Below are 15,069 nucleotides of genomic sequence, written 5' to 3'. Positions count from 1 at the left end.
GGCCTCCCGGAGAACCTGCTGGTGATGGCGTCGCAACAACAGTCTCGAAGGGTAGGAGAATCAGGATGGCAAAAGTTCTTGTGGTGACATCGGGCAAGGGAGGGGTCGGCAAGACGACGTCGACCGCGGCGCTGGGGGCGGCGCTGGCGCAGACCGGCCAGAAGGTGGCCGTGATCGATTTTGACGTCGGCCTGCGCAACCTCGACCTGATCATGGGCGCCGAGCGGCGCGTGGTGTTCGATCTGATCAACGTGATCAAGGGCGACGCGAAGCTCGAACAGGCGCTCATCCGCGACAAGCGCGTCGAGACGCTCTCGCTGCTTCCTGCCTCGCAGACCCGCGACAAGGACAACCTCACCGAGGAGGGCGTCGAGCGCGTCATCAACGGCCTGCGCGAGAAATTCGACTGGATCATCTGCGACAGCCCGGCGGGCATCGAGCGCGGCGCGACCCTCGCCATGCGCCACGCGGATGTGGCCGTCGTCGTGACGAACCCTGAAGTCTCCTCCATCCGCGATTCCGACCGCATCATCGGCATGCTCGACTCCAAGACCGAAAAGGCGGAGAAGGGCGAGCAGGTGGAAAAGCATCTGCTGCTCACCCGCTACGACGCGGCCCGTGCCGCGCGGGGCGAGATCCTGAAGGTGGAGGACGTGCTCGACATCCTCTCGATCCCTCTTCTTGCCATCATTCCGGAAAGCACCGAGGTGCTGCGCTCGTCCAACCTCGGCGCGCCCGTGACATTGGGCAGCCCGAATTCCGCGCCCGCGCGCGCCTATCTCGAGGCAGTGCGCAAGCTGCAGGGCCAGACGATCGTCGAGGTGCAGAAGCAGCGCGGCCTGTTCAGCAAACTCTTCGCACGGAGGGCCGCATGAGCCTGTTCAACTTCTTCAAACGCAACGCAACATCCGCGCCCGTCGCCCGCGAGCGCCTTCAGGTCCTCCTCGCACACGAGCGCACCATCGTCGGCGGTGGTGAGTCCGATCTTGTCGCCATCCTGCGCGAGGAGATCATGGCCGTGATCGCCAAGCATATGGCGGTGCCGCAGGACAAGGTGCAGATCAAGATGGACCGCGGCGCTTCCGTCTCGACCCTGGAAGTCGACATCGAGATCCCGGCGACCCTCGCCACCATGCGTCCGGCCGCCTGACAATCCTGCTCGCAGGCTGCACTGTCCAGCCTGCGAGCCTTCCGCTATGCTCGTCATCGGTGATCCTGCTCCGCATGGAGGCGATTCATGGATGACGCTGTCTGGCCCGAACTCTCCTATCCCGCATGGCGCGAGACGGCTGCGACCCTGCAGCTATGGACGCAGATCGTCGGCAAGATCCGGCTCTCGCTGACGCCATGGCTCAATCACGGCTGGCATGTGCCGCTCTATGTCTCGGCGCGCGGCCTGAGCACTTCGCCCATGCCCGCAGGCCGCGAAATCCTGGAGATCGAGTTCGATTTCATCGCCCATCGCCTGCTCGTGCGCACGAGCCGCGGCGATGAGCGCGCCCTGCCGCTTCGCCCGCAGAGCGTTGCGCAATTCCATGAAGACCTCATGAAACTTCTCGGTGACCTCGGCATCCCGGTGTCGATCAACGAGATGCCGAACGAGGTGCCGGATCCCATCCGCTTTTCGGAGGACCGGGTTCATGCCTCTTACGATGCTGATGCGGCGCATCGCTTCTGGCGTGTGCTCGTGCAGGCGGACCGGGTGTTCAAGGTCTTTCGCAGCAGCTTCCTGGGCAAGGCTTCCCCGGTGCATTTCTTCTGGGGCAGCTTCGATCTTGCGGTCACGCGCTTTTCAGGACGCCACGCCCCGGCCCATCCCGGCGGCGTACCGGGTCTGCCGGATGCGGTCACCCGCGAGGCCTATTCGCACGAAGTGTCCAGTGCAGGCTTCTGGCCCGGCAGCGATGCCTACCCTCACGCCGCCTTCTACTCCTACGCTTATCCCGAACCGCCGGGCTTTCGTGACGCGAAGATCCCACCGGGTGGGCTTTTCGATGCAACTCTGGGCGAATTCATCCTGCCCTACGACACGCTGCGCCGGGCGTCCGATCCCGATGGGATGCTGCTCGATTTCCTGTCCGCCACCTATGCCGCCGCCGCCGATGCTGGCGGTTGGGATCGCGCGACTCTGGACTGCGACCTCGGTCAACCCGCGCGCGTGCGCAGGGTGTAACGGCAAGGGAGCTTCCGTAAGGTGATGACGTTGCCGCTTCGGGCAACCTCACGCGTAAAATCCACACACCTACCCGAAATTGCCGTTGATCCGGCCTGATCGACGCCAATCGCCACGTCTGCGCCACATCCGGCATCTAGCCGTAAGCAGTCGGGCGAAGAGTGGACCTGATTTTTCGCACGACGTGCCCATCAAGAGTGGAGCATCCACCGTCGAGTGAATGTGCGAGGACCCCATGCAGATTGGCAACCTGTCACGAACCCGGACTCCTCATGAACAGCGCGACAGCGCAGTTCAACAGGCGATGCGCGTTCTCCTGGTCATAGGCTTCATGGCCGGTGGATCGATGGTCCTGTGGCACTCCGGGGGGGCCGGCTCTCCCACCGGCGGCATCGTCACCGCCGCCCCGCCGCAGATCCTGACGGGTTCGGTACAAACGGTGCAATTGCCGGCGCGGCGCGTGCGGGTCGCCGATGCGGATCCCGCGGCGCCCATTCGGGCCCTGAGCGCTCCGTCGAACGCCGCTTATGTGCCTGCATCGGGCCCCGACGAGACTGCCGGCGTCCCCACGGTGCTAAGCCCGGCTTCGCCTGCCATCGAACAGGCCTCCGCCGCGTTGCAGCAGGCTGAAGCAGCCCTGGCGCGATCCGCCCGGCCCGTGTCGCCACCGCCTGCCGACATGAACATGACCGGCGCCGTGACGAAGCAGGCGAGTCTTGCGGAGCCTGTTTCGACGACACGCCTTTCCGCTGCCCTTGTCGACCTCAACAGGGCTTCCGTCGAACAGTTGAATTCGCTGAAAGGCGCAGGCTCACTCGGCCGCGCCATCATCAGGGGCAGGCCATATAAGTCCGCAGACGACCTGGTGAAGAAGATGGTCGTGCGCCGCACCGTTTACGAGAGGATCAAGGATCAGGTCACGGTGCAGTAGCATTGAACCGACACTACCGCCGTGCAGTCGCTGGCGGCCGGCACGATGAGAGCACCGTCAGGAACGGAGAGGGCAGGCGGACCACCGGCACTCTCCATCCCCATTGATCAAGCCTATTGTGTAACGCAGCTGAAATTGGCCGCATCGTCCACCGAGCCCGTGCCGCTGTAGCGCGGCCAGGCCGGGTAGAGACACATCGGGCGCGTACGGCTGGCGCCCTGGTTTCCGTCGACCGCCACCAGCGTTCCGGGGGCGCTGCCGCTCTCCACCCATTTGTCGAGAGCTGCCAGCCCGTCGTACTTCGCATTGAAGGCGCCGAATCCGTGGCTGAGGCCTGGGACGACGTAGAAGCGCACGAATGAATCCATGCCGGCTTCGCCCTGCAGCGCCCTGTGGCGGTTGTAGTAGGCAACCGTGTTGTGCGGCGTGATGAAATCGTCCGTCGTGCCATGCAGAAGGATGATCTTGCCGCCCTTCGTGCGGAACGGGATGAGATCGACGTCGGTCACGTCCATGATGTTGCCCGATTCCTGCGTGCGCTCCTTCATGGCCGTCGGCTCGAAGGTGAGCGCATCGAAGGAGGGGTTGCGCGTGAGAATGTACTTCGTGGTCGCCGCACCCGCATTGTAGAGCAGGGCATCGGCCGATGTCGGCGGATTGCCCGGTACAGGGCGCGTGCCGAAGGTGGAACGTCCTTCGAAGCGGGCCCCTTCCAGCAGGGACCAGCGGGGGAATTCCTCCATGCCGGCGATGGCGAAGCCCGGACGATAGGGCGAGGCGATCTTCTCCACGGCGGCGATCTGCGCATCCGAGAGGCACGTATCGCCGGTGTCGGTTCCATTGGCGCAGCGCAGCGTACTCTTCACGGTCTCGATGTTGAAGGCGGCGTTGCATCCCGCGATGTTGCCGATGATGCCGTCCTGTGCGCCGTCGAGACCGTCGCAGGCCTTGTGCACCGCATCGGTCAGCAGCCGGGTCTTGGCGGGATTGATCCATCCCGCTCCGCCGTTGCCGTAGAGCGCCTTGCCCGCATTGAGCGAACCGAGATGGAGCAGGGTGACGTTGTAGGCCGGATAGTTGGCGACGACGCCGTCGTAGTCTGACGAATAGCGCGCCGCAGCATCCAGGGCTTCGTGGCCGCCCTGCGAGTTGCCGATGAAGTAGAAGCGGCGCGGAGCCGTGCCATAGCGCGCCTTGACGATCGCCATGGCCACATCGTGCGTCTTCTTGACCGAAAGCTTGCCGAAATTGAGCAGGGCCTCGTCGTTCATGCCGAAGGTGCCGTCGAAGCCCGGAGCGCCTTTGTGGCCGCCGTCGCTGCCGAGCGTGACGTAGCCCGCCTTCAGCGGCGTGGGAATGCTGGCCGGCTGCAGGCCGGCCATGCCGAGGCCGGTGACGAGCGTGCCGTCATAGCCGCCTCCGCCGAGCTGCAGGGCCTTGGAGTTCCAGCTCGTCGGGAGGTTAACCTGGAACTCCATGTTTGGCGCATCGGCAGAGGCCGGAACGATCAGGCCCTTCACCGCGCAATATTCGCCGTTCTGGTTGTTGGGAGTCTCCGCCGTGACGAAGGTGGCCGACTGCACCACGGCGCCGGAGGTCGGCAGGCCGATGGCCCATACCGGAACGAAGAGGTTCGCAAGGCGGGAGCAGGCTTCCTGCGGCGACCGCGTCTGGGCGGATGCATCCGCGATGGCGGATGCGCCCGCATAAAGCGCCGCGGCGCTGAGCGCAGCAGCTTTCACGAATGCAGCAGAATGGATCACCGGCCGTTGCTTCAAGTCGTCCTCCCTCAATCGTTCGCGCTTGTTCCATGCAGGTGGTGCGCCGGCACGGCGCGCCAAGAGCAGGATGCGGAAGATGTCGGAAGCAGGCTGCAACGGATCGGCAAGAAGCCGCAAATGATTTGCTTAGAGCTTTTGATGAAAATGCTGCATGGATCGTATGCCGCCTGAGACGGCAGAAAAGCGCCGCGTTTCAGCGGCGCCTCACTTGCTGTTGTTGCGCTCAGTTGGCCTTGGCGGCCTTGACCGGATCCTTGACGTTCGGGATCGTGGCGAACTCCACGTTGTAGAGCTCCCCGTCCTTGCGCTCGACTTTCCGCACATAGATGTTCTGGATGATGTCGCGCGTCTGCGGGTCGATCGAGACCGGCCCGCGCGGGCTGGTCCAGCTCATGCCCTTCATGGCATCGATCAAGGCCTGACCGCCCTGGCCGTTGGTCTTCTTCAGGCCCTCGTAGATCAGGTGCATGCCGTCATAGCCGCCCACCGCCATGAAGTTCGGACGCATGTTGTTGGCCTTCTTGAAGGCTTCGACGAAGGCCTTGTTCTCGGGACTGTCGTGGGCGACCGAGTAATGATGCGTGGTGATCGCACCGAGAGCGACGTCCCCGATGTTGTTGAGCACTTCGTCATCCGTGACATCGCCGGGTCCGATCAGCTTGATGCCGCTCTTGTCGAAGCCGCGCTCCACGAACTGCTTCATGAATTGCGCGCCCTGGCCCGCGGGCACGAACACGAACAGCGCGTCCGGCTTGGCGTCGGCCACCTTCTGAAGGAAGGGCGAGAAGTCGGGGTTCGCCAGCGGCACCCGCAGGCTCTCGACCTGGCCGCCTGCCTTGGTGAACACGCCGACGAAGGCTTTTTCGGAATCGATGCCGGGTCCGTAGTCCGAGACCAGGGTCACGACCTTCTTGATGCCGTTCTTGAAGGCCCAATCCGCCATGGGCTCGGTGGCTTGGGGCAGGGTGAAGCTGGTGCGCGTGATGAAGGGCGAGGCTTCCGTGATTGTGGCCGTGCCGGCCGCCATGACGACGGTTGGTATCTTGGCTTGGGTGGCCAGAGGCGCGGTGGCAAGCGCCAGCGGCGTGAGGCCGAAGCCCGCGAGCACGTTCACCTTCTCGTTGACGATGAGATCCTGGGCGATGCGCTTCGTCGCGTCGGCGACGCTGCCGTCGTCCTTGACCAGGAGCTCGATCGTCTGCCCGGCGACCGTATTGCCCTTCTGCTGCATATAGAGCCTGGCGCCCATTTCGACCTGGCGGCCGATGGCGGTGAAGGGGCCGGTCAGCGGCAGGATCAGGCCGATCTTGACCGTCTGCTGCGCCTGGGCGCCCGAGACGGCGGCCAGGACCCCGGCGGCACCTGCGGCAAGGATGAGCGTTCTGCGTAACATCGTCGTTCCTCCCAAAATTCTTCTTTTGCCGTGCTCTGCTTGGCTTGGCGCAGGATGAACAACGATATTCCGTCAGCTCACGGATAAAGCAAGCGGGAGATTGGACGAATAGACCATGGAGGGGAGGCCGCAGGCATCGGCCACACCAGCCTCGCCTGGAGCCCTCCAAGCTGACTTTCGCCCAAGGAGAATTATCCGATAGCCCATTCCCGAGACGGCTTCGCCCCGCTACAAGGTGTCCGTCCCTTCGCGATTTGGATCTCTCCCTATGGCCTCCAGCGTTACCGACCGCTTCCTCCGCTACGTCGTCATCGACACCCAGTCCGACGCCAAGTCCCCGTCCCAGCCTTCGACCGAGAAGCAGAAGGACCTCGGCCGCCTGCTGGTCGACGAGCTCATCTCCATCGGAATCTCCGACGCGCATCTCGACGAGCACGGTTACGTCTATGCCACCATTCCCTCGAACACGCCCAAGAACAACGTGCCGGTGATCTGCATCTGCGCCCACATGGATACGGCGCCGGACTTTTCCGGCACGAACGTCAGGCCGCAGATCGTCAGGAACTACCAAGGCGGGGACATCCGGCTGCCGGGCGATCCGAGCCAGATCATCCGCGTTGCCGACCATCCCGTGCTCAAGGACATGATCGGCCACGACATCGTCACCTCCGACGGCACGACGCTTCTCGGTGCCGACGACAAGGCCGGCATTGCCGAGATCATGGCGGCGGCCGAGTTCCTGATCAACAATCCGGACGTCAGGCACGGCGCGATCCGCATCCTCTTCACCACGGACGAGGAGATCGGCCGCGGGGTCGACGAGGTGGACCTGAAGAAGCTCGGCGCCGATTTCGGCTACACGATGGACGGCTCCACGGCCGGCACGATCGAGGACGAGAGCTTCTCGGCCGATGCGGTCGAGATCGCCATCAAGGGCGTGGCGATCCATCCGGGCTATGCCTACGCCAAAATGGAAAATGCCATCCGCATTGCCGGCGCCATCGTCGCGAAGCTGCCGAAGGATATGGGACCCGAGACCACCAAGGGCCGCGACGGCTTCATCCATCCGACCGGGATTTCCGGCGTGATGGAAAAGGCGCAGTTGAGCCTCATCATCCGCGACTTCACGGAGGAGGGCCTGAAAGCGAAGGAGACGCTCCTGGACAACATCGCCAAGGACGTGATGAAGGATTATCCGGGCTCCAGCTACACCTTCACGGTCAAGGAACAGTACCGCAACATGAAGGTCGTGCTCGACCGGAAGCCCGAGATCGTCGAATACGCGGTGGAGGCGATCAGGCGTGCCGGCATGGATCCCGTACGCAGCAGCATCCGCGGCGGCACGGACGGCTCGCGCCTCTCCTTCATGGGGCTGCCCTGCGCCAACATCTTCGCCGGCGGCCACGCCTTCCATTCCCCGCTGGAATTCGTCAGCAGCCAGGACATGGAGAAGGCCGTGAACACCATCGTCGAGCTCGCCAAGCTCTGGGAGGAGCGCGCCTAAAGCGCTTCCTCGCCTCATCAGACCCGTCCGAGTCGGCGCGGGAGGGCCGGGGAAAGCGGGTCGATCCTATATCGTCGTGCCGTCCTGCGCTAACGGGAGCCAGGCCACCAGTCGTATGTTGCGGTCCGACTCCGCCTCCACGATGATCGTGCCGCCAATGCTCTCGATCTGGTCCCAGAGGCCTGCCAGGCCGAGATGGAGAGCGTTCTCGATGGCTTCCAAATCGCCTGAGCCTTGAGACTCGGCCATCACTTCGACCTGGAGCCCTCCGGCATCCGAGCGCGCAGATACGATGGCGCTTCTGATATGGTCGTCCTGGTCCGTGCTGTTGAGGCACACCTGAACGAACCGGAAGGCGCAGATCTTGATGAACTCGGGGATGTCGCACGGAGCCGGAATGTCTATTCTGCAATCCACGGCCATGCCTGACTGGCGCTCGTGATTACGGACGATCATCTGCAGGGCATCGGCGGGCGACAGGTTCTTGACCTCCGGCAGCTGGAGCCCGGCACAGATGTCCCAGATATCGCACAACGCCTTCGAAAGGGCATCGCGCACGGCCGGCAGCTGTTCTCCGGTCGGAGCCTGCCTGTCCAGATTGTTGAGCTGCAGGAGAGCAAAGCTGATGGATTGCGCCGGGCCGTCGCGCAGGTTGAGGGCGACCCGCGGCATGAAGCCTGCATTGGCATCAGGCCCGCCTTGTCCGGAACGCTCGACCCGCGCCCGCAGAACCTCATTCTGGCGCAGCAGTTCCTTGAGCTGCATGATCCTGTGCGACAGCGAGCCCCGCATGTGGTCGATGGCCTTGCTCCCCTCTGAGACGATAGAGAAGAGGGCTCCAATGATGGCAACGGCGACCAGGGTCGTCACGGCCCAACTTTGCCATTGAGCATGGGAGAGTTGAGCCGTGAGGGCCTGAGCGTCCTCGTAGAATTCAAGAACCCCGATCACCTCGCCGCTGCGGATGTCGCGGATCGGGGCATAGACCTCCAGCATGGGGATCTCGATGGCGCGTTCGGTCTCATTCTCCTCGTGCAGCAGGTGATCGACTTCCGTTGCAACGGCGCCGGCCCAGGCTGCGAGCTGGTGCGAGCTTGGAGGGAATCTCTTGCCGACAAGATTTCTGTCGTTGCTGTAGACGATGAGGCCATCCTGCTTCCAGACCTTGATCTTCAGCACATGCGATCGGACAGCGGGCTGAACCAGCGCTTCATTGAGCGCCTGGATGCTCGCGTCCGACAGGGAGTCGCCCTGAGCGAGCTCCTGAAGGTGAGGAGCGAGGAAGGTATTGATGTAGAGGGCTGCCGAGGCGCCTGCGACCTCGGAAACGCCGTTTTCGATTTTCCGCGAAACCCACGTTCCGAGGATAACCATGGCCACGACGAGCGCCGCTGCCGCAACAAGGACGAACTGCCTCGCAAGCCCGTGCTGGATTCTCAGGAAGCTCTTGAGCTCGTAGCCGTCAATCTTTCCCTCTTTGGCGCGCACACGTTTTCTCCCCTTAGAGCACCGTCAAACGCAACTCGGACCGAAGCCCTTCGGTGTGCCGCAGTTCTTGTTTCTTGTAGTGAGGGATATGCGGATGATCGTTATTGCTCGGCTATGCTTCGATCTCCGCAGTCGACCTTATTCCTAAGGTTATCCTCAGTCTTTCCCTTGCGGCAATACGGACCGGTCAGGAAACGGCTCCCTGCGCGGGGGAATTGGAGGTACTCCGGTCTGTGTATCAGGAGGAGGTTCGAAAGCCCCACTGCGCCCCGGCCTGCCGGGCGCAGACCTGGCAAGGCGGCAGGAGCCGCGGATGGAACGCCTCGGCTTGACGGGAATTGCCTTGGGGAGGTGGTGATGAAACCGCCCCTGGAGGAGTTTGCCCGATGCCCAACCGCATGCAGGATGGTCAACAGCCAGAGGCTTTGCGCTCCCTGAAATCAGCCGCGAAGGCGGGAAGCCGCAAGCCCCAGGACCAAGGTCTCGAAGCCCAAGGCGACACCGCGCCGATCCCCGCCTCTCCCGAGCAGGAACAGGATGCCGCCGCGAAGGTGCTCAGGGAGGGCGTGAAGAAGAACCCGCAAGGGATGGAGCAGGCCGCCAAGAAGGCTCCCCAGCGCTAGTCTCTCGGACGGAAGATCCGCTCGACTGCCGCTCGTCAGGATGAGACGCTGTTCCACCCTGCTCGGCGATCGGGTGCCGGCGTGATATTCTGCCATGGCCGTTCAGGGAGTGCTGGGCCATGGGTGAGCAAAACCGCCACGATGCCTGGAATGCGGGTGACAGCTATGACCGGTATATGGGGCGCTGGAGCCGCCTGATCGCACCGCGTTTCCTCGCATGGCTTGCAGCTCCCGGTGACAGCGAATGGCTTGAGGTCGGTTGTGGGACGGGGGCCCTGTCCAAAGCCATCCTGGACGGATGTGCGCCGCGGCGCCTGACCGCCATTGAGCCGTCGGAGGGTTTTCTGGCGCAGGCCAGACGCAACGTGCCCGACCCCCGCGTGGAGTTCCGGCGTGGCGATGCACAGGACCTGCCGGTCGAGACGGACAGCCAAGATGTTGTCGTATCGGGCTTGGTGTTGAACTTCGTTCCCGACCGGCTGAAAGCTTTGTCCGAGATGAAGAGGGTCGCGCGTCGAGACGCGACGATCGCCTTCTATGTGTGGGATTATCCCGGTGGCGGGATTCAGTTCATGCGCGCGTTCTGGTCCGCCGCGACAACGCTCGATCCGAGTGCCTCGGACCTCACCGAGGACAAGCGGTTTCCTTTCTGTACCCGGGAGCGGCTGACGGAGCTGGCCCGGGAGGCCGAATTGGCCTCCGTGGAGGCCACTGCACTTGAGGTGCCCACCGTGTTCACGAGCTTCGAGGATTATTGGCAGCCCTTCACGCTCGGGGCCGGCCCTGCGCCAGGCTACTGCACCAGCCTCGATCCCGAGGCGCGGCAACGCCTGCGGCAACAGCTTGAAGCAACGCTGCCCCGTGAGCCGGACGGGTCCATTCACCTGAGGGCCCGAGCCTGGGCCGTGAAGGCCCTCGCTTCATGAAGGGGAGAGCGGTCACGGCTCCATAGTCATGCTGCGTGGAGCCAACGTTTTTCTCAGGAAATAGTGATAGCTGTCCAAGGCGGAAGCCGAGGAAGTTCTTTCAGGACCTTCATTTCTGAATGTAATATTAAAACAGAGACTTGTAAAAATCTGAACATAGCTTATATATTCTTTATCGACTTTGGCCGGGCAATCGGGCCGTTTCGCTTTTGGCTTGGCCAGGCGCACGTTCGGACTCTCTTTCCAAACTATCGACGAGCCGAGCCAAGGCTGCGTTTTCGCGCGCCTTGGCTCGCGTGCATCTGCATCAATCGCGAAAGGTTAACCCCATGATTATGGGCACTGTAAAATTCTACAACGACATGAAGGGCTTCGGCTTCATTCAACCCGATGACGGCAGCAAGGACGTGTTCGTTCACGCCACCGCTCTTGAGCGCGCCGGTATTCGCGGTCTCGTCGAAGGTCAGAAGGTTTCCTTCGACACGGCCGAAGACCGCCGTTCCGGCAAAGTGGCCGTCGAAAACATCAAGACGGCCTGATGATGGCGGGTGCCTCGCAGGCACCCGCACGCGAGGCCGCTCCCAAGGGGGCGGTTTCTTCTTTTTGAAACTCCATCGAACGATGGAGCGACCGGCGAGGAAGCGATGAACACGTTTCGAAGAGCCAACCCTGCGAAATCCGTGATGTTCGTGGTGGATTATGACGATGCCCGCAGGGCCTATCTGTGGGTCGACAATCCCGCGAAAGCCACTGATCCCCGATCCGTCGGGATGATCGCGCGAGCCCAGCAGGAGCAGGGCACTCTGCCAGGTGGCAGCATCACCAGCATCCGGCGCGTCCGGTAACGACTGAATTAGGATCAATGAGCGGAATGAAGCATCAGGATTTTGGCGAGCGGCTCAATGCTGCCAAGGACGCGAAGCAGGCGATGGCGGCAAAGTTCCGGCAGCGCCCAGGCCTCGACGATCCGGCGGTTGCGGAACGGCGCGCCGCCCGGGAATCGGTGAGCGTTGCGCGCGAAGCCCGGTTGGCCGAGCGCGAGGCAAAGCGCATCGCCGATGACGCTCGCATGGCGGCCGAGCGCGAGGCTCGTGCGGCCGAGCAGGTGGAGCAGGACGAGCGGATGGCCGCCGAGAAGGTAGCGAGCGACGCAAGGCTCGAGGCTGACCGCAAGGCCGCGCGCGACGCCCGCTATGCGGCCCGCAAGGCCCGCCGGTAACGTTCAAGCCGATGCAGTCTGGCGATTGCACCAGTTTGGCTGAAACAGCGAGGAGATCGATCGATGTCTCACAAATTCAAAATTCGACAGATGGTCCGGCTGATGCAGCCCGGATTTTCTGACAATCGGACCGGTTCCGGCAGTGTCTACGAGGTTGTGCGGCTCATGCCGGCCGACCAGACCGGGGAATTGTCGTACCGGATCAAGTCTGGATTGGCCGAGAGGGCCGTTCGCGAGAGTGAAATTCGCGGCGCTTGAGCCTCCGGGCTTCGAACGCCTCGCTGATCCCGATCCGCCGAGCCGATGCCGAGGCGGAGCAACATCAACATAGAAGAGGAACATCCTTTGCAGGTTCTGGTGCGCGACAACAATGTCGATCAAGCTCTCAGGGTTCTCAAGAAGAAGATGCAGCGGGAGGGTATCTTCCGCGAAATGAAGGCGCGGAAAGCTTATGAGAAGCCATCCGAGCGCAAGACGCGGGAGAAGGCGGAAGCCGTCCGGCGCAATCGCAAGGCCGCTCGCAAGCAGGCGATCCGCGAAGGGCTGATTGCGGCTCCCAAGCCGAAGCCGCGTTTTGCCGCCGGCGCCCGTCGACCGATGTCGGCTCCCGGCGCTGCACCCCGCCCCGAGGCGACAGAGCCGAAGGCCTGATCGAACACAGGGCTGCGACGCAGGAGCGCCTGTTCCGGGCTTGAAGGCGGCGCGTGATCCATCGCGTGCCGTTTCGTCCCGATCCAACATTTTAAGCTACCGCTCACAGCACCTGTCGACCGCACAACGAAACGATTCATCTGAAATATTCCATGTCCTTGCAGCGCATCCGCTCAAAATTCTTCGATATCTTTCTGGCTCTCTGGACCGGGCTCTTTGCGCCTGTTCTGGCCATTCTGTGGCTGTGCGGCTCCCCTGAGCGCGGCGTCCGGCTGGCCTCCCGGTTGTGGGCGCGCGGTATCCTCAAGGGCCTGAGCTGGCTTGTCGGCCTGACCTATGCCGAGCGGGGACAGCACAACATTCCCGACGAACCCTGCCTGATCATCGCCAATCACCAGTCGACCTGGGAAACCATGGCTTTCCTGGCGCTCTTTCCCGATGTGGCGATCGTTGCGAAACAGGAGCTTTTGACGATCCCCGTCGTCTCATGGTTCCTGCGCAAGTCGCCGATGATCCTGATCGACAGGGAGAGCGGCCCGAAGGCCGTCCGGAAGATGGTCGACGAAAGCCGGGCCGCCCTGGCCCAGGGCCGTTCCGTGCTGATCTTCCCGGAAGGGACCAGAAAATCGGTCTCCGAGCCCATCGCGTTCAAGCGCGGCGTCGAGCTGCTTTACGCGAAGCTCGACCGGGTGGTTCTTCCGGTGGCCTTGAATTCAGGTCACTTCTGGGGACCGGACCGGTCCTTCAAGCGGGGCGGGACCATCTCGGTGTCCTATCTGGACCCGATCGAGCCGGGCCTTCCCGGCAACGAATTCACACGCAAGGCCGAGCAGGTTCTCGAGGCGGAGAGGCAACAATCCTGGCCGCAGGCCGCCTAACGTCAAAAGCGCTAGTCACGCCAGAACTGGGGAAAGAACAGGATCAACACCGTAAACAGCTCCAGCCGTCCCAACAGCATGCCGAAGCAGAGAAGCCATTTGGAGGCGTCGGGCAGTGCCGCGAAGTTGCCGGCGGGGCCGATGATCGGCCCCAGTCCCGGCCCCACGTTCGACAAGGCTGCCACGGCGGCGCTGGCGCTGGTCAGAAAGTCGAGATCAAATGCCATCATGGCCACCGTGAGCCCGCTGTAGCAGATGAAGTAGAGCGAGAAGAACACCACCACGGAGCCGATCACATCGTCCGGCAGGATCCGGCCCGCATAGACCCGGGGAAACACGCCCCGCGGATAGAGCAGGCGCAGGAACTGGCTCTGGAGCATGCGGATCATCACCTGGAAGCGGAAGATCTTCATCCCGCCTGCGGTCGATCCCGTGCATCCGCCGACGAACATGAGGCCGAAGAACACGCCGATCATCAGGTTGCCCCATAGGGTATAGTCGGCCGTGGCATAGCCCGTCGTCGTCACCAGCGAGACGACATTGAAGGATGCCAGCCGAAGTGCGTCGGCCGCACTGTGCGTGCCTGCCAGAGTCAGCCATGCCGCAACGGCGATGATCACGACGGCGAGCAGACCGAAAAGAAACAGCACCTGGCTGTCGCGGAGCGCATCGCGCTGTCCCCGAAACAAGCGAAGATAGAGCACGAACGGCACGGCGCCGGAGAGCATGAACAGCGTCGCGATCCAGTGCAGGCTGGCATTGTCCCAGCGCGCCATGGAGATGTCGGAGGTCGAGAACCCGGCGGTCGAAACAGTTGTCAGCGCATGGGCGAGCGCCTCGAACGCCGTCATCGCCACCAGCCAATAGGCAAGCCCGCAGGCGACCGTGAGCGCCACGTAAATCAGGACGATGCCGGCTGCGATCTCCCGCACGCGGGGCATGACTTTCTCGGAACGGTCGGAGGACTCCGTCCGGAACAGCTGCATGCCGCCAACGCCCAGGGTGGGCAGAATTGCGATTGCGACACCGATGATGCCGATGCCGCCCAGCCATTGCAGAAGCGCGCGCCAGAGAAGGATACCCTGTGGAGCGGCATCCAGGCCGACGATCACGGTTGCTCCGGTCGTCGTCAGGCCCGACATGGATTCGAAGAAGGCGTTGGTGAAGCTGTCCCTGAACTGGGCATAGTCGGAGATGTAGAGAGGGATGGCTCCGAACAGAGCGATGGTCGTCCACGACAGGGGCGTCAGGAGAAAGGCCTGGCGCAGGGTCAGCCCCTCGGACAGACGGCATCGCGTCATGTGGGTCAGCCCGCCGCCGCAGGCGAAGGTGATCCCGCTGGCCAGGAGGAAAGCCTTCCAGTTCGGATCGCCGGCGAAGACATCAAAGACGACAGGCAGCAGCATGGCCGCCGCGAGCGCCAGCAGCATGCGGCCTGTCAGGTGGAAAACCGGACGGGTGTAGGGCGGGGCCCATGCGCCGGGAAAACGTGCCTCACGCAT

General features: G+C 63.2%; 17 protein-coding genes. 13 read left to right on the top strand and 4 right to left on the bottom strand.

Annotated elements, in window-relative coordinates; all coding sequences use genetic code 11:
- Window positions 1-65: 65 nt before the first annotated feature.
- The 4 genes from minD to ILT44_RS02100 all read left to right on the top strand — a co-directional run bounded on the left by minD (window position 66) and on the right by ILT44_RS02100 (window position 3,104).
- Window positions 66-875 carry a septum site-determining protein MinD gene (minD, locus tag ILT44_RS02115; RefSeq protein WP_204237903.1) on the top strand — a complete coding sequence of 270 codons (810 nt, stop codon included), beginning with the start codon at window positions 66-68 and terminating at the stop codon, window positions 873-875.
- Window positions 872-1,150 carry a cell division topological specificity factor MinE gene (minE, locus tag ILT44_RS02110; RefSeq protein ID WP_204237902.1) on the top strand — a complete coding sequence of 93 codons (279 nt, stop codon included), beginning with the start codon at window positions 872-874 and terminating at the stop codon, window positions 1,148-1,150. Before minD ends, minE begins: the two co-directional genes overlap by 4 nt.
- Before the next feature lie 87 nt (window positions 1,151-1,237).
- On the top strand, window positions 1,238-2,173 hold the full coding sequence (locus tag ILT44_RS02105) for a DUF5996 family protein (RefSeq protein WP_204237901.1): 936 nt from the start codon (window positions 1,238-1,240) through the stop codon (window positions 2,171-2,173).
- Between the two features lie 235 nt (window positions 2,174-2,408).
- On the top strand, window positions 2,409-3,104 hold the full coding sequence (locus ILT44_RS02100) for a ComEA family DNA-binding protein (protein ID WP_204237900.1): 696 nt from the start codon (window positions 2,409-2,411) through the stop codon (window positions 3,102-3,104).
- A gap of 113 nt (window positions 3,105-3,217) precedes the next feature.
- Here the strand turns inward: ILT44_RS02100 and ILT44_RS02095 are convergent, their stop codons facing one another.
- Together ILT44_RS02095 and ILT44_RS02090 are read right to left on the bottom strand one after the other, a co-directional pair.
- Window positions 3,218-4,882, bottom strand: a complete 1,665-nt coding sequence (locus tag ILT44_RS02095; RefSeq protein ID WP_204237899.1) for a tannase/feruloyl esterase family alpha/beta hydrolase — start codon at window positions 4,880-4,882, stop codon at window positions 3,218-3,220.
- A 226-nt stretch (window positions 4,883-5,108) separates the two neighbouring features.
- On the bottom strand, window positions 5,109-6,278 hold the full coding sequence (locus ILT44_RS02090; protein ID WP_204237898.1) for an ABC transporter substrate-binding protein: 1,170 nt from the start codon (window positions 6,276-6,278) through the stop codon (window positions 5,109-5,111).
- Window positions 6,279-6,546: 268 nt separating this feature from the next.
- On the opposite strand from ILT44_RS02090, the gene pepT reads away from it, so the two are divergent.
- Complete coding sequence (gene pepT, locus ILT44_RS02085; RefSeq protein ID WP_204237897.1) at window positions 6,547-7,782, top strand: peptidase T; 1,236 nt, start codon at window positions 6,547-6,549, stop codon at window positions 7,780-7,782.
- Window positions 7,783-7,848: 66 nt separating this feature from the next.
- Here the strand turns inward: pepT and ILT44_RS02080 are convergent, their stop codons facing one another.
- Entirely contained in the window at window positions 7,849-9,270 is a 1,422-nt protein-coding gene (locus ILT44_RS02080) for a sensor histidine kinase (RefSeq protein ID WP_204237896.1), read from the bottom strand.
- A 386-nt stretch (window positions 9,271-9,656) separates the two neighbouring features.
- On the opposite strand from ILT44_RS02080, the gene ILT44_RS02075 reads away from it, so the two are divergent.
- The 8 genes from ILT44_RS02075 (at window position 9,657) to ILT44_RS02040 (ending at window position 13,567) form a co-directional block, all read left to right on the top strand.
- Window positions 9,657-9,893: a hypothetical protein gene (locus ILT44_RS02075; RefSeq protein ID WP_204237895.1), complete on the top strand. Its 237-nt coding sequence runs from the start codon at window positions 9,657-9,659 to the stop codon at window positions 9,891-9,893.
- Window positions 9,894-10,012: 119 nt separating this feature from the next.
- On the top strand, window positions 10,013-10,819 hold the full coding sequence (locus ILT44_RS02070) for a class I SAM-dependent methyltransferase (protein WP_204237894.1): 807 nt from the start codon (window positions 10,013-10,015) through the stop codon (window positions 10,817-10,819).
- Window positions 10,820-11,148: 329 nt separating this feature from the next.
- On the top strand, window positions 11,149-11,358 hold the full coding sequence (locus tag ILT44_RS02065) for a cold-shock protein (RefSeq protein WP_204237893.1): 210 nt from the start codon (window positions 11,149-11,151) through the stop codon (window positions 11,356-11,358).
- A 105-nt stretch (window positions 11,359-11,463) separates the two neighbouring features.
- A complete protein-coding gene (locus ILT44_RS02060; RefSeq protein ID WP_204237892.1) occupies window positions 11,464-11,664 on the top strand; it encodes a hypothetical protein in 201 nt (66 codons plus the stop codon).
- 26 nt (window positions 11,665-11,690) lie between these two features.
- Complete coding sequence (locus ILT44_RS02055; protein ID WP_307826276.1) at window positions 11,691-12,038, top strand: DUF6481 family protein; 348 nt, start codon at window positions 11,691-11,693, stop codon at window positions 12,036-12,038.
- 63 nt (window positions 12,039-12,101) lie between these two features.
- On the top strand, window positions 12,102-12,296 hold the full coding sequence (locus tag ILT44_RS02050; RefSeq protein WP_204237890.1) for a hypothetical protein: 195 nt from the start codon (window positions 12,102-12,104) through the stop codon (window positions 12,294-12,296).
- An 87-nt stretch (window positions 12,297-12,383) separates the two neighbouring features.
- Window positions 12,384-12,689 carry a 30S ribosomal protein S21 gene (rpsU, locus tag ILT44_RS02045; protein WP_204237889.1) on the top strand — a complete coding sequence of 102 codons (306 nt, stop codon included), beginning with the start codon at window positions 12,384-12,386 and terminating at the stop codon, window positions 12,687-12,689.
- A 152-nt stretch (window positions 12,690-12,841) separates the two neighbouring features.
- Complete coding sequence (locus ILT44_RS02040; RefSeq protein ID WP_204237888.1) at window positions 12,842-13,567, top strand: lysophospholipid acyltransferase family protein; 726 nt, start codon at window positions 12,842-12,844, stop codon at window positions 13,565-13,567.
- An 11-nt stretch (window positions 13,568-13,578) separates the two neighbouring features.
- On the opposite strand, the gene ILT44_RS02035 is transcribed toward ILT44_RS02040, so the two are convergent.
- Window positions 13,579-15,069, bottom strand: a complete 1,491-nt coding sequence (locus tag ILT44_RS02035) for a TrkH family potassium uptake protein (RefSeq protein ID WP_204237887.1) — start codon at window positions 15,067-15,069, stop codon at window positions 13,579-13,581.

Source organism: Microvirga arvi, from assembly GCF_016892765.1.
Taxonomy (GTDB): domain Bacteria; phylum Pseudomonadota; class Alphaproteobacteria; order Rhizobiales; family Beijerinckiaceae; genus Microvirga; species Microvirga arvi.
Note: the sequence above shows the minus strand (reverse complement) of the source record. Positions and strands in the feature narration are given on the sequence as shown.